A 14,778-nucleotide genomic window follows, 5' to 3' on the forward strand; every position below is an offset into this window, starting at 1 on the left:
GGCGCTCACAGCCCCAGGCTGCGGGCAATCAGCAGCTGCTGCACCTGGGTGGTTCCCTCCCCGATTTCAAGGATCTTGGAGTCCCGGTAGTGCCTGGCCACCAGGGATTCGTTCATGAAACCGTAGCCGCCGAAAATCTGGGTGGCGTCCCGGGCGTTGTCCATGGCCGCCTCGCTGCCCACCAGCTTGGCGTGCGCGGCCTCCACCTTGAAGTCCTTGCCCGCCAGCATCTTCGCCGCCGCCGCGTAGTAGGCCAGGCGCGCCAGATGCACCCGGGTGGCCATGCGGGCCAGCATGAACGAGATTCCCTGGTTCTTGCCGATCGGGGTGCCGAAGGTCGTGCGGGTCTTGGCATAGGCCACCGCCTCGTCCAGGCATCCCTGGGCTGCGCCCGTGGCCAGGGCGGCGATGGCGATGCGCCCCTCGTCGAGGATCTCCAGGAAGTAGGAATAGCCGCGCCCCTGCTCGCCGAGCAGGTTCTCCTGCGGCACCCGGGCGCCGTCGAAGTGCAGCGCATGGGTGTCGCTGGCCCTCCAGCCGACCTTGTCATAGGCGGGAGCGACGGTGAACCCCTGGGTGCCCGAGGGGACGATAATAGCCGAGATCTGCTTCTCTCCGGTGGATTCGTCCATGCCGGTCACCGCGGTGACCGTGACCAGGGAGGTGATATCCGTACCGGAGTTCGTGATGAATTCCTTGCCCCCGTCGATCACCCATTCGCCGCCCTCGAGCCGGGCGCGGGTCAGCGCCGCCGAGGCATCGGATCCCGCCCCGGGCTCGGTCAGCCCGAAGCCGGCCAGCTTTTCCCCGGCCGCCAGTTCCGGAAGCCAGGTCAGCTTCTGCTCCTGGCTGCCGAAGCGGTACAGCGGCATGGCGCCCAGCGACACCCCGGCTTCCAGGGTGATGGCCACCGACTGGTCCACCTTGCCCAGTTCCTCCAGCGCGAGGGCCAGGTGGAAGTAGTCGCCGCCCGAGCCGCCGTATTCCTCGGAAATCGGCAGCCCGAACAAGCCCAGTTCACCCATCTGCTTCACAATGTCATAGGGGAAGGTCTTGTTGGCGTCGTTGGCCGCGCTCTGCGGGGCCACGACCTGTTGGGCGAAGTCGCGAACGAGGTTTACCAGGTCCTGGTATTGCTCATCGAGTTCCAGATCAAGCATGGGGCTCTCTCTCCATCGGGGTTCCCCATCCAGCTGCGCGGTGTGCCGGCACCGGATGACGGGTCGTGTCGCCCTGAGGCCAGCATTACTTGGCCGCTCACACCCAAGGCGCGTATGGTTAATATTCGTTAACTGATCGCCGATATTTTTTAGTATCAGCCACATTTTTGACACTAGTGGCAGGCATCATAGTTGTCCATAGTCGGGGTCGGCATTCGCAAGGAGATGATGCCTGTGGCAAGGTACCAGCCGCTGCATGAGCCAACGGACCGCGAGCGCGCCAAGGCCGAACGCCGAGAGGCGCTGCTGCGCGAGGCAACCCGCCTGTTCGCCCAGCACGGCTACGCCGGGGTGTCGCTGGAAGACCTGGGCGCCGCGTGCGGCATCTCGGGCCCGGCGGTCTACCGCCACTTCGCCGGCAAGCAGGCGGTGCTCATCGCCCTGCTGGTGGACATGTCCAAGGACATCCACGACGGCGGGCAGGCCGCGGCCGAGGCCGGCGGCGAGCCGATCGAGGTGCTCTCCCGGCTGGTGGATTTCCACACCGATTTTTCGCTCTCGCGCCCCGACATCCTGCAGGTGCAGGACCGGGACCTGAAATCGCTGCCCAAGGCCGAGCTGGCGCTGGTGCGCAAGCTGCAGAACTCCTATATCGCGCTGTGGACCGCGCAGCTGGCCAAGCTGCATCCCAGGGACTCGGCGCAGTCGCACCGCTTCCGCGCGCACGCGGTGTTCGGCCTGCTGAACTCCACCGCGCATTCGGCGCACAATCCGCGCACCAAAAAGTCGGGATTAAAGCCGCTGCTGTCCAATATGGCGCTTGCGGCGCTGACTTCACCGGTAACCTAGTTCTAAGCCCTTGCTCTTTGAAGCCTGCCAACCGGCACGCTTCCCACCCGATCGAAAGGCCTTTGCCGTGCAGCTACGTGAGGTCCGCGCTTCCGACTTGGACGCATTCTTCGCTCACCAGCAGGAACCAGAAGCGAATCTGATGGCCGCTTACCAGGCGCGCAATCCTGCTGATCGTTCGGTGTTCGACCACCACTGGAACCAGATCCTGAACGATCCCACGGTGCTGGTGCGCACCATCGAGCACGAAGGCGAAGTCGCCGGCTCGATCCTGGTCTTCGACGGCGAAGCCCCCGAGATCAACTTCTGGACCTCCACCAAGTTCTGGGGCAAGGGCATCACCACCAGCGCGGTGGATGCGTTCCTGGCCGAGTTCACCAAGCGCCCGTTGATGGCCCACGTGGTGCAGGACAACCTCGGCTCCATCAAGGTCCTTGAGCGCCGCGGCTTCAAGACCGTGGGCACCGAGCAGATCTTCTCCAACGCCCGCGCAGAAGTCGTCACCGAGAACGTCATGCAGCTGGACTAGCGGCGCCAAGCATTGATGCACTGAGCCGGTTCCCTTTGCGGGAACCGGCTCAGTGCATTGTCGGGGCGAATCGCCGTGCCCCGGCCGGCGCTACCTGGTGGCGTTCAGCGTCCGCCAGGCCTCGCGGCGGACCGCCTGCTCATGAGGATCCGGCACCGGAGCGGCCGCCAGCAGGCGACGGGTGTAGTCGTGCTGCGGGGCGTGCAGCACGGTCTTGACCTTGCCCTGCTCCACCGCACGGCCTGACTGCATGACCACCACGTAGTCGGCGAGCATGTCCACCACTGCCAGGTCGTGGCTGACGAACAGGCAGGCGAAGTTGAAGTCCCGCTGCAGGTCCTGGAGCATTTCCAGCACCACCGCCTGCACCGAGACATCCAGCGCGCTGGTGGGCTCGTCGGCAATCAGCAGTTCCGGGTTCATCGTCAGCGCGCGGGCGATGCACACACGCTGGCGCTGGCCGCCGGAGAGCTCGTGCGGATAGCGGTTGACCACGCTGCGCGGCAGCTTCACCGCGTCCAGCAGCTCCATGGCGCGCTGGATGCGGCTGGCCTTGGTGCCCTCCTTGTGCACCACCATCGGCTCCGTGATGCATTCGCCGATCGGGAACCTCGGGTTCAGCGAGGCGGCGGGATCTTGGAAGATCACGCCGATCGACTTGCGCACCTTGCGCGCTTCGCGCGGCGACAGCTTGGGCAGGTTGTGCCCCTGCACCGAGAGCGTGCCTTCGGCGACCGGAAGCAGGCCGATCACCGCCTTGGCTACGGTCGATTTGCCGGATCCGGACTCGCCCACGATGCCCAGCACCTCGCCCTTGGCCACGTCGAAGCTTACGCCCTGAACGGCCCTGAACTTGGTGCCGCGCATGTCGTATTCCAGCACCAGGTCCTTGGCTTCAAGCACCAGCTCGCGGCCCGCGGAGGCGGTCTGCTCGGCGTGGGCGGCGTTCGCGTCGATCACCACCGGCGAAAGCTTCGGCACCGCCGACAGCAGGCGCTGGGTGTACTCGTGCTGCGGATGCAGCATCACCTGCTCCACGGTGCCGGTCTCCACCAGATTGCCCTGGAACATCACGGCCACCTGGTCCGCCATGTCCGCCACTACACCCATGTTGTGGGTGATCAGCAGGATGCCGGTGTTCAGCCGGTCCTTGAGCTCACGCAAAAGGTCGAGGATCTCGGCTTGCACCGTCACGTCCAGCGCGGTGGTCGGCTCGTCGGCGATGATGACCTTCGGGTCGCAGGAGATCGCCATGGCAATCACGATGCGCTGACGCTGGCCGCCGGAGAACTGGTGCGGGTACTGCTTGATGCGCTTGGCCGGGTCGGGAATGCCGACCAGGGTCAGCAGCTCCACGGCGCGGGCGGTGGCTTCCTTGCCGTAGGCGATGCCGTGCAGTTCCAGCGCCTCGGTCAGCTGGCGCTCGATGGTCAGCACCGGATTCAGCGCGGTCATCGGCTCCTGGAAGACCATGGCGATGTCGGTGGCGCGCATCTTGCGCATCTTCCCGGCTTCCAGGCCCACCACGTTCACGTTGCCCACCTTGGCCACGCCCGAGACGTTAGCGTTCTCAGGCAGCAGGCCCATGGCGGCGGTGGAGGTCACCGACTTGCCGGAGCCGGACTCGCCGACCAGCGCGACCACTTCGCCGGGCTTCACTGCCAGCGACAGCCCCTTGACCGCGTGCACGTCGGGGCCCGCGGTCTCGAACGTGACCTGCAGGTTGTTGAAGCTCAGCGCGTAGCCCCCGGCAGAGTCATTGGTTGGTGCGGCGTGGCTCATGGCTTCTCCTTGCGGGTTGGCATGGCAAACAGGCCCGCGCGGCGGCGGCGCTTGCCACTGTGGCGTGGGTCGAAGGCATCTCGCAGGCCGTCGCCCAGGAAGTTCACCGACAGGGCGATGGCCACGATGGTCATGCCCGGCCACCAGAACAGCCACGGCCGGGTGGTGAACGCGTTCTGGTACTGGCTGATCAGCAGGCCCAGCGAGGATTCCGGAGGCTGGACCCCGAAGCCCAGGAAGGACAGCGAGGATTCCAGCAGGATCGCCCCGGCGATCAGGAAGGTCGAGTTCACCACGATCACGCCGATGGTGTTGGGCAGCAGGTGCTTGAAAATCACCCGCGAGGTCTTGGAGCCCATGGCCTGGGCCGCGGAGACGAATTCGCGTTCACGCAGCGACAGGATGTCGCCGCGCACCAAGCGCGCCATGCCGGTCCAGGACACCAGTCCCAGCATGAGCGCCAGCAGGATGATCGAGCTGGATCCGCGCCCGGCGATCTGGCCCAAGACCGCGGCCAGCACCAGCAGCGGGATGACGATGAACAGGTCGGTGATGCGCATCAGCGCCTCGTCGATCCAGCCGCGGAAATATCCGGCCAGCGCGCCGACGACTGCGCCGATCGCGGTGGCCACCAGCCCGACGACCACGCCGATGATGATGGACTTCTGCGTCCCGTTCATGACCAGGGCGAAGTAGTCCTTGCCGATGGAGTCCTGGCCGAAGGGGTGCTCGCCGATCTGGATGCCCGAGCCGCCGAGCCAGGTGGGCAGCAGCGACAAGGTGGGCTTGCCGCCGTTGACCACGGCGCCGGCGTCGAGGTAGCTCTGTTTCCACCAGCCGGGAATCGGCCCGTAGCCGATCGAGGTGAATGCCAGCAAAGTGATCAGCACGAGGACGATCGCGGAAATCATGGCCGGCTTGTGGCGCAGGAAGCGTTCCAGGACGATCCGCGACTGGCTCTTGGAAGTTTCGGTCGAGACAGCGAGTTTGGCGTCTTCGACCTCTGCAATGGATGTCAGGTTCCCTGGCATCTTGTCGTTTGTGTTACTCATCGAATGTCCTTAGTTTCCTAGACCCGGATCCGCGGATCGAGAATCGCGTACACAATGTCTGCCAGGAGGTTGAACAGCACCGCTGCGGTGCCGGTGACCAGGAAGAATGCCATGACCGGTGCGGGGTCCACCGCATGCAGCCCGGTATTGAACAGGTCTCCCATGCCCTTCCAGCCGAACACCGTCTCGGTTACCACAGCGCCGCCGATCAGGCCGGCGAAGTCGAAGGCCGCGATGGTGGCGATCGGGATCAGCGCGTTGCGGAATGCATGGCGGAAGATCACGGTGCGTTCGCTCAAGCCTTTGGAGCGTGCGGTGCGGATGTAGTCCTGCTGCTGCACTTCCAGCATCGATGAGCGGGTGTAGCGCGAGTAGCTTGCCAGCGAGATGATGGCCAGCACGATGGTTGGCAGCAGCAGCTGGGTGGCGTTGTCCAGGAAATGGTCCCAGAAGCCGCCTTCAAGGTTCGCGGTGGAGGAACCGATGGTTGCGATGGGGCGTCCCTTGAGGTCCAGGAAGCCAGGCCACGCGCGGAAGATGTGGTCCAGCACGGTTAGGCCGGCGCCGACCAGGCCGACGGTCACCGAAACGCCCATGGCGGCCTTGGACAGGCGGCCCCCCATGAGCTTGCCGATCAGGCCCGGAATGACCACGGCCAGGATGGCACCGCCCAGCAGCAGCCATCCGTTCGGTTCCGCCAGGAGCCAGAAGGTCGCGTAGTACATGCCCAGCACTAGCACCGCGGTGATCAAGGCCGGGTACAGCACGCGCTTTTCCTTGAGCCCGACGCTCATGGCGGTGGCGGACAGCGCCAGCAGCACCGTCAGCACGATGATGACTGCCGGTCCCATCTGCGGGAAACGGTAGAAGTTCAGCCACACGCTGTACTGCAGCAGCAGCGGCACGAAGATGGCAGTGGCCAGGAAGGTGATGCCGCGGCGCTTGAGCGAACCGGCCAGCAGCATCTGCAGGACCAGACCTGCGACCACGCCGATCAGGATGCTGGTGCCCAGTGAGATCTGGGGGTTCTCCAGCCAGTTGTTGTAGCCGATGGCCATGTATTCCTTGAGCAGCACCGCGGCCCAGAACACCGGCAGGGAGAAGAACAGGAAGGTCAGGAAGGTGACGAGGTAGTCGAGACCCGAGTACTGGCGCACGGCGGTCAGCACGCCGATGGCGATGCCCAGGATGGCTGCGATGACTGTTGCCAGCAGCACCAGTCGCAGGGTTGATGATGCGGCGTTGGCCAGCAGGTCCGTGACCTCGATGCCGTTGATATTGCGGCCCAGGTCGCAGGCGCCCACGAAGCACTTGGAAACACCGGTCAGCCAGGTCAGGTACCGCAGGTACCAGGGCTGTTCCAGGTTCATGTATTCGGTGCGCTGCTGCATCAGGTACTCGCGGTTTTCCGCGTTGCTTTCACGCAGATCGCCGAGCGGGTCGCCGGAATTAATGACCAGGATATAGAGCAGCAGCGATGCGGCTAACAGCACGCCGGCGGCCGACCCCAGTCTCTTCAGGATGAATTTCAACACGGTACTAACGTCCTCTTTCTTCTCGCCTTGTGGCGCTCCCGCCTCCGCGATGTTGGAGCCGGACACGACGCGGGGCCCGATGATGATCGGGCCCCGCGGGCGCTCACAGCTGGTGTATGCGTTTGTCTAGGCCCAAGGCCTACTCAGCACGCATCCACTGCTCGGCGTTCCAGACGATGCCGTTCTGGGTTGCCGTGTGGCGGACATTCTGGATGTCTGCGCCCGAGGCGCTCAGACCCGGGTGGGCGAACATCGGGATGCCGAACAGGTCATCCCACAGCAGCTTCTCGATCTTCTTGGTCTGCTCCGCGTGGACTGCCGGGTCCAGCGAGGTGGCCAGGGTCTCCCACGCGGCGTCGACCTCAGCATTCGAGTACTTGCCGTAGTTCTGCGGCTTGCCTGTCGCGTAGATGTTCTGGCCGGATGTGATCTGGCCCGAACCGGCCCACGCGAACAGTGCTACCTCGTAGTCGCCGCGCTCCTGGGTTCCGCCCGGTGCGAAGAACTTCGGGTCGCCTGCATCCACGATCTCGAAGCCCGCCTTGTCGCACGAGGACTTGATCTGCGCGACCTCGTTGGTGCGGCGTTCGTTCGGCGCCGAGTAGCCGATGCGCACCTTGGTGCCGACTGCGTCCTGTTCCTCGAGGATCTTCTTGGCACCCTCGATGTCGACCTGGTCGTAGCGTCCGTCATAGGCTGCTGCCACGGTGTCCGCGTAGTTCTCCTGGAACGGGAAGACTTCGCGCAGGTTCATGACCTGAGCCTCAGGGTTCAGCGGCTTGATCAGGTTGTCGACGATTTCCTGGCGCGGAACGCACATGGCGAAGGCCTTGCGCAGCTCCAGATTGGTCATCGTGTTGCCCTTGACGAAGTTGAAGTCCAGGTGCTCCCAGGTCAGGGTGTCACCCTGCTGGATGTTGACGGCGCTGCCCAGCCCCTTGAGCTGTTCCAGGGTATCGACGGTCGGCTGTGGGCCAATGACGTCGAGGTCCTTGTTCTGCAGTGCCTGGACCATGCCGGAATCGGCAAGGAAGCGGAAGTTCAGTTCCTTGGTTGCCGCCGGGGTGCCGTAGTAGTTCTCATTGGCGGTCAGGGTGACTGACTCGCCAGCCTTCCACGAGCTGAGCTTGTATGGGCCAGAAACCGGAATGTCTGCTTCGTCAGGAAGGGTGCCCGGCTTGGTGGTCCAGCCTTCGTTCCAGAACTTTGCGGCCTTCTCAAGCTTCTTGGAGTCGCCATCGCGAACGGCAGCGACGAACTCTTCGGTGCTCAGGCCGCCCTTCTTGGCCACGACGTGGGCCGGGTGCAGCATCCAGGTCTGGATCTGCCAGTCCGGATCCGGGGCCTTGAACTCAACGGTGAACTCCTTGCCCGCAGGATCGCCCTGAGGGCCCTTCGGGACGGTATCGCCGAGGTCGGTGGAGACCGAGTTGAACAGCGGCTTGTCCTTTGATCCCGAATTCAGGTTCAGGTTCTGAGTAGCCCACGCGAGTACCGCGTCGGCGGTGGTGATGTCGGTGCCATCGGACCACTTGGCGTTGTCTGCGATGGTGTACTTGATGGTCAGCGGGTCGTCGCTGATCTTCTCGAAGCTTCCCAGGTCCTCGTTCGGGTAGATCTTCCCGTCGGTACCGAAGTAGACGAAGCTCGCGAACATCCGGTCGGTAATGCCGGAGTTGTAGGTGGAGTAGGTCTGCGGCGTGTTGCCGTTGTAGCTGATGAATTCAGGGGCGCCGATGGAAACCTTGATGGCTCCATCCTTGGTCGTGATGTCGCCCAGGTCCGCCAGACCGGTAGTGGTCGCCTCTGCGCCGGCGTTGCCCCCGCCTGCGGATTCGCTGGCCGATGGGCTGGTTTCGCTTCCGCCTGGGGCACATGCAGACAGCGCCAGTGCCATCGCTGCGCCTACGACGACTGCCTTCGAAACGCGTTGGAACCGCATTTCGCCTCCTTGAGATCTTCGATTGATACGAGTTCTGAAACTTCCGAATCAGTGTGGATCAAGTCACACCCGATCCAATGAGCAATAGACTAACGGGAATTTCCGGTCTTGGATATAGAAAGACTCGCTTCAGATAGTCACGGGAAGGCCACGAAAAGTTAATGCAGGATTTCGCATGTTACCGGCGAGTTAATGCGAGTTGCCTCACATCCGCAAGATTTCAAGGGTTTCTTTCAGATTGGGAAAAATCAACCAGATGCACAGCTGAGCCCAAGTCTTGCCCCGGAGTCGTTTATAACAGTTTGGTAACGCCGGATGATTCCCGTAATAATCTCAAGCAAATCTTGAATATCGATGTCCTGGCACGTCATCAAGACAGGCAGGCATATCCTCAAGACTGAAAAGAACGCCGCAACCGGTATCGGTTGCGGCGTTCTCTTCGGCGTGCTCAGCGTGGGCTAGATCAGGGTTGCCCCCGGGATGGCTGCCAGCAGATTACGGGTGTAGTCGCTCTTCGGCGCGTCGAAAATATCGTCGACAGAACCCTGCTCGACGATCTTTCCGCGTTCCATCACGCAGACGTTGTCCGCGATCTGGCGCACGACTGCAAGGTCGTGGGTGATGAACAGGTAGGTCAGCCCCATGTCACGCTGCAGCTCATCAAGGAGCTCCAGCACCTGGGCCTGGACCAGGACGTCCAGCGCGGAAACCGCCTCGTCGCAGACGATCATTTCCGGCTGCAGGGCCAGGGCACGCGCAATCGCGATGCGCTGGCGCTGGCCGCCGGAGAGCTCGTTCGGGAAGCGGTGCATAGTTGCCGCAGGCATGGAGACCTGGTCAAGCAGCTCCTTGACCTTCTTCTGGCGCGAGGCCGAGTTTCCGATGCCGTGAATGCGCAGCGGCTCCTCGATCGTGCGGTAGATCGAGTACATCGGATCCAGGGAGCCGTACGGATCCTGGAAGATCGGCTGGACGCGGCGGCGGTACTTGAACAGCTGCTTCTCGCTCAGGTTGCCGATCTGCTGGCCGTCGAAGGTGATCTCGCCGCTGGTCGAATCCAGCAGGTTCAGCACCATCTGCGCAATGGTCGACTTGCCGGAGCCCGATTCGCCCACAACTGCAGTCGTGGTGCCCTTCGGAATCTCGAAGGAGACGTTGTCCACCGCGGTGAACTTTTCCTTCTTGCCGAAGCCCTTGCGGATGTCGAAGACCTTGGTCAGGTTGCTGACGGACAGCAGCGGCTCGGCCTTGGCCGGGGAGGTCTCCTCGACTATGGCCTCATGCTTGTCGCCGCGTGCAGCGGAGAGCGATGGCGCCGAGTTGATCAGGCGCTGGGTGTACGGGTGCTTCGGGTTGCGCAGGATCTCCAGCGCCGGCCCGTACTCGACCACGCGGCCCTTGTACATCACGACGACCTTTTCGGCACGCTCTGCGGCCAGGCCCAGGTCGTGGGTGATCAGCAGCACGGCGGTGCCCAGCTCGCTGGTCATGGTATCCAAGTGATCCAGGATCTGCTGCTGCACCGTCACGTCCAGCGCACTGGTCGGCTCGTCGGCAATCAGCAGGCGAGGACGGCAGGCGAGGCCGATGGCGATCAGCGCGCGCTGGCGCATGCCGCCGGAGAACTCGTGCGGGTACTGGTTGGCGCGGGCCTCTGGGTTGGGCAGCCCTGCGTCGGCCAGCACCTGGGCCACACGCTTCTTGGGATTGTCCCCCGCCAAGCCGTTGGCCTTCAGGGTTTCCTTGACCTGGAATCCGATCTTCCATACCGGGTTGAGGTTCGACATCGGGTCCTGCGGAACCATGCCGATGTGGTTGCCGCGCAGCTCAACGAATCGCTTTTCGCTGGCGTTGGCAATATCTTCGCCGTCGAACAGGATCTGTCCTGCGGACACACGGCCGTTGCCGGCCAGCAGGCCGATGGCGGCCAGTGCCGACGTCGACTTGCCGGATCCGGACTCGCCCACGATGGCCACGGTTTCGCCGGGCATCACGGTGAAGTTGGCGTCGCGCACCGCGTGCACCGGTCCGTCAGGAGTGGAGAAGGTGATCGCCAGATCCTTGACTTCAAGCAGCGGCTTGGGAGTTGCGTTCTCGCTCACGGGCTAGGCTCCCTTCCGGGCCTTGGGATCCAGTGCGTCGCGCACTGCATCGCCGAGCATGATGAAGCTCAAGACAGTTACTGAAAGGAACAGTGCTGGCCACATCAGCATCATCGGATTGCTGCGAAGCTGGGTCTGGGCGGTGGCAATGTCGTTGCCCCAGCTCATGATATCCGGCGGCAAGCCAACGCCCAGGAAGGACAGGGTTGCCTCGGCAACGATGTATACACCGAGATTCACGGTCGCAACCACGATGATCGGAGCGATCGAGTTCGGCAGCACGTGCTTGACCAACGACTTGAACTTGGACAGGCCCAGCGAGCGCGAAGCCTTGACGAAGTCCGCATTGCGCGCCTCGATGACGGCACCGCGGGTGATGCGGGCCAGCTGCGGCCAGCCGAAGATGGCCAACGTGATGATCACCGTCCAGACGCTCTTGTTGTCTCGGAAGGCAGGCAGCTGCATAACGATGATTGCACCGAGGATCAGCGGCAGGGCGAAGAAAATGTCGCCCAAGCGAGCCAGGATGGTGTCGATCCAGCCTCCGTAGAAGCCTGCCAGCGCACCGATGGTGCCGCCAACGATGATTACGATCAAGGTCGTGAAGATGCCGACTAGGAGGGACGCACGCGTGCCGTAGATGACGCGGGAGTAGATGTCGCATCCTTGGAGGTTGAAGCCCATGATGTGGCCTTCACGCCCCGGCTCGTTCGAATTTTCCAGCGCGCAATACGTGGGGTCTTGCGACGTGAACCACTGAGGGAACGCGGCAACGATGATGACAGCGAGAATCAGGATTGCGGAAATGATGAACAAAGGCTGCTTGCGCAGCGAGCGCCAGGCCTCGGCCCACATGGACAGCGGCTTGCCCGTCTCCTTGACGGAGTCGACTGCCTGCAGAGGTGTCTCGTCCAACGGAGCCACATAGTGCTCGATCTTGTACTTGGAGACCTTGCCAGCTCGGCGGTTGACGGGCAGGCCGGCCTCGGAATTGAAGTTCTGGTTCTCAGGCATAACGGATCCTAGGGTCAAGCAGGGCGTACAGCATATCCACGATCAAGTTGGCGATCACGAACACGATCACCAGGACACCGACCACGGCGACGACGGTGGGCGTCTCGCCCTTGAGGATCGCTCGGTACAAAAGGTTTCCGACACCGGGGACGTTGAAGATACCCTCGGTCACAATGGCGCCGCCCATGAGCGATCCGAGGTCGGCACCAAGGAAGGTCACCACGGGAATCAGCGAGTTGCGCAGGACGTGGACACGCACCACACGGTTGCGGCTCAATCCCTTGGCCGTAGCGGTACGCACATAGTCCGCGCTCTTGTTCTCGATCACGGAGGTACGGGTCAAGCGGATCACGTAGGCCAGCGAAACCAAGCCCAGAACCATGGCGGGGAGAATCAGCTCGCTCCACGTGCCGGCACCGGAGACAGTGGGTTTGGCCCATTCAAGCTTCACACCGATCACGAACTGCAGTACGAAGCCGAGCACGAAGGTCGGAACCGCGATGACGATCAGCGATGCAACCAGAATGGTCGAATCAAAGAACTTGCCCTTGCGCATACCGGCGATCACGCCGAAGATGATGCCGAAAACGCCTTCGATCAGCAATGCCAGGATCGCCAAACGGGCGGTCACTGGGAAAGCCCGTCCAAGCAGGTCGGCCACAGGCTGGCCAGAGAAGGACATGCCGAGATCGAAGGTCACCAGATTCTTCAGGTAGAGCCCGTACTGGATCCAGAATGGCTGGTCAAGATTGTATTGTGCGCGAAGCGCTGCTTCGGTCGCAGGCGTCATCGGCTTGCCACCGGACAGTGCCGCGATCGGGTCACCCGGAGTCGCAAAAACCAGGAAGTACACCAGCAACGTAGCTCCGATGAATACCGGAATCAGCTGCGCAATGCGCTTGAGGGTAAAACTTAACATGCTTGCATCTCACCTCGAGACACCAGAGGGCGCTTGGCCATTATTTTCCTCTTTCCGTCGGAGATTATCCGACGTTACTTTTTTGCGAGGCAGGACAGACACGCCAAAGGGAGACCCTAGTTGTTGCGGGTCTCCCTTGACGTTGTTCCCAGCTATTCAAGCCTTTGATCAGGCTAAACGCTGAACGTAATTACTTGCCGGCGATCTCGTTGTACAGCGGGACACCGTTCCAGCCGAATTCGACGTTGGAGACGTTTTCGCTCCAGCCGCCCTGAACAGCCTGGTACCACAGCGGGATGGCGGGCAGGTCCTTCATCAGGATTTCCTGGGCCTGGTTGAAGATCCCGGCACCTGCAGCAGGATCGGTCGCTGCCAAGCCTTCCTTCAGCTTGGCGTCGAACTCCTTGTTCGAGTAGTCGCCATCGTTGGAGCCTGCGCCGGTGCCGTAGAGGGCGCCGAGGAAGTTGTACAGCGATGGGTAGTCGGCCTGCCAGCCGGTACGGAAGCCGCCGGTCATCTTGCGCTCGGTGACCTGCTCACGCAGTTCCTTGAAGGAGCTGTATGGTTTGGCCACGGCGTTGATGCCCAGGTTGTTCTTCAGCTGGTTGACAACAGCCTCGACGTATTCCTTGTTGCCAGCGCCGTCAACGTTGTAGCCGATGGACAGTTCTGCATCTGCATCCCACTTCGAAATGGCATCTGCGTCGGCCCAGGCCTTCTTGGCGGCCTCGGCGTTGAAAGTCAGCACTTCACTGCCTGGAATGCTGTCGGAGTAACCGTCGATTACCGGTGCGGTGAAGTCCTTGGCAATGACCTTGCCGCCCTGGTACACCTTGTCGATGACCAGCTGGCGGTCGATAGCCTGCGAGATAGCGGCACGGCGCAGGTTGCCTTCTTCGCCCTGCTTGAAGTGATCCAGGTAGCCCGGGATGGTGATGGTCGCGTTGCCTGCGTAAGGCGAGTTGACCGAACGGTCACCCAAGTCACTCTGGTACGAAGCCAGCTGGCTTGGCGGAACCTGATCCAGGACATCCAAGTTGCCGGAAATGAGATCCTGGTATGCCGAGTCAGTCGACTGGTATACCTTGAAGTCGATTCCGCCGTTCTGGGCCTTGCGTGGACCGTCGTACTTCTCGTTGACTTCCAGCTTCAGGTTGACGTCGTGGTTCCACTCGGCCAGCGTGTATGGACCGTTGCCGACCGGCTTTTCGCCGAAGGCCTTGGGATCCTCGAACGCTGCTTCAGGAAGCGGGAAGAAGGCGGTGTAGCCAAGTCGCAGCGGGAAGTCGGACTCAGGCTGCGAGAGCTCTACGGTGAAGGTGGTGTCATCCACGACCTTCAGGCCCTCCATGGTGTCCTTCTTGGCGTTCTCTGCGCTAACTTCCTTGTAGCCCTTGATGGACTCGAAGAAGTAGGAGTTCAGCTGGGCGTTCTTTGCAGCGGCGCCGAAGTTCCAGGCGTCCACGAACGAAGCAGCGGTCACTGGCGAGCCATCGGAGAAAGTCTGGCCGGACTTGATCTTGATGGTGTAGTTCTGGGAGTCGGTGGTTTCGATCGACTCGGCCAGCTCATTCTGGGTCTTGCCATCGGCGGTGTAGCTCACCAGGCCGGTGAAGATCAGATCCATGACGCGGCCGCCACCAACTTCGTTGGTGTTGGCCGGCAGCAGGCCGTTCTGCGGTTCGGTGGTGTTTGCCGAAACGACGTATGAAGTGTCGCCTGCCTGGGCGTCGCCGTTACCCTCAGGGGTTTCAGACGAGCCGCCGCCACATGCCGACAGGGTCAATGCCAGGGCCGCGGACAGAGCTACGGCCTTCGATGCGTGCGAGATTCGCATCCTTCTTCTCCTCAACAGTTCGTTGCTGCTTCCGCAATTCGCGGAGCCGTGCGGTAT

The 14,778-nt window shown here is 62.5% G+C and carries 11 protein-coding genes; 2 read left to right on the top strand and 9 right to left on the bottom strand.

Features of this window, described 5'->3' with window-relative positions; all coding sequences use genetic code 11:
* Positions 1 to 5 precede the first annotated feature (5 nt).
* The gene (locus tag RF641_RS03250) at positions 6 to 1,160 is read right to left on the bottom strand and encodes an acyl-CoA dehydrogenase family protein (protein WP_113606677.1); all 1,155 of its coding nucleotides are present in this window, start codon (positions 1,158 to 1,160) and stop codon (positions 6 to 8) included.
* 228 nt (positions 1,161 to 1,388) lie between these two features.
* On the opposite strand from RF641_RS03250, the gene RF641_RS03255 reads away from it, so the two are divergent.
* Positions 1,389 to 2,009, top strand: coding sequence for a TetR/AcrR family transcriptional regulator (locus tag RF641_RS03255; RefSeq protein WP_047121055.1), 621 nt, complete (start codon positions 1,389 to 1,391; stop codon positions 2,007 to 2,009).
* A 67-nt stretch (positions 2,010 to 2,076) separates the two neighbouring features.
* The gene (locus tag RF641_RS03260) at positions 2,077 to 2,538 is read left to right on the top strand and encodes a GNAT family N-acetyltransferase (protein WP_047121054.1); all 462 of its coding nucleotides are present in this window, start codon (positions 2,077 to 2,079) and stop codon (positions 2,536 to 2,538) included.
* 90 nt (positions 2,539 to 2,628) lie between these two features.
* Here the strand turns inward: RF641_RS03260 and RF641_RS03265 are convergent, their stop codons facing one another.
* From RF641_RS03265 to RF641_RS03300, 8 genes are all read right to left on the bottom strand, one after another.
* Positions 2,629 to 4,320 carry an ABC transporter ATP-binding protein gene (locus RF641_RS03265; protein WP_047121053.1) on the bottom strand — a complete coding sequence of 564 codons (1,692 nt, stop codon included), beginning with the start codon at positions 4,318 to 4,320 and terminating at the stop codon, positions 2,629 to 2,631.
* Positions 4,317 to 5,372 carry an ABC transporter permease gene (locus RF641_RS03270; RefSeq protein ID WP_047121052.1) on the bottom strand — a complete coding sequence of 352 codons (1,056 nt, stop codon included), beginning with the start codon at positions 5,370 to 5,372 and terminating at the stop codon, positions 4,317 to 4,319. The genes RF641_RS03265 and RF641_RS03270 overlap by 4 nt, the downstream gene beginning before the upstream one ends.
* A 17-nt stretch (positions 5,373 to 5,389) precedes the next feature.
* The gene (locus tag RF641_RS03275; RefSeq protein WP_047121051.1) at positions 5,390 to 6,907 is read right to left on the bottom strand and encodes an ABC transporter permease; all 1,518 of its coding nucleotides are present in this window, start codon (positions 6,905 to 6,907) and stop codon (positions 5,390 to 5,392) included.
* A gap of 139 nt (positions 6,908 to 7,046) precedes the next feature.
* Positions 7,047 to 8,849 carry an ABC transporter family substrate-binding protein gene (locus RF641_RS03280; RefSeq protein WP_424572493.1) on the bottom strand — a complete coding sequence of 601 codons (1,803 nt, stop codon included), beginning with the start codon at positions 8,847 to 8,849 and terminating at the stop codon, positions 7,047 to 7,049.
* 458 nt (positions 8,850 to 9,307) lie between these two features.
* A complete protein-coding gene (locus tag RF641_RS03285) occupies positions 9,308 to 10,951 on the bottom strand; it encodes an ABC transporter ATP-binding protein (protein ID WP_113606679.1) in 1,644 nt (547 codons plus the stop codon).
* 3 nt (positions 10,952 to 10,954) lie between these two features.
* A complete protein-coding gene (locus RF641_RS03290; RefSeq protein ID WP_082124092.1) occupies positions 10,955 to 11,965 on the bottom strand; it encodes an ABC transporter permease in 1,011 nt (336 codons plus the stop codon).
* A complete protein-coding gene (locus RF641_RS03295) occupies positions 11,958 to 12,884 on the bottom strand; it encodes an ABC transporter permease (RefSeq protein ID WP_047121048.1) in 927 nt (308 codons plus the stop codon). The genes RF641_RS03290 and RF641_RS03295 overlap by 8 nt, the downstream gene beginning before the upstream one ends.
* A 190-nt stretch (positions 12,885 to 13,074) precedes the next feature.
* Positions 13,075 to 14,721 (bottom strand): peptide ABC transporter substrate-binding protein, encoded by a 1,647-nt coding sequence (locus RF641_RS03300; protein ID WP_161447549.1) that lies wholly within the window; start codon positions 14,719 to 14,721, stop codon positions 13,075 to 13,077.
* Positions 14,722 to 14,778 lie beyond the last annotated feature (57 nt).

The organism is Arthrobacter sp. 'calajunan', assembly GCF_046940185.1.
GTDB lineage: Bacteria > Actinomycetota > Actinomycetes > Actinomycetales > Micrococcaceae > Glutamicibacter > Glutamicibacter soli.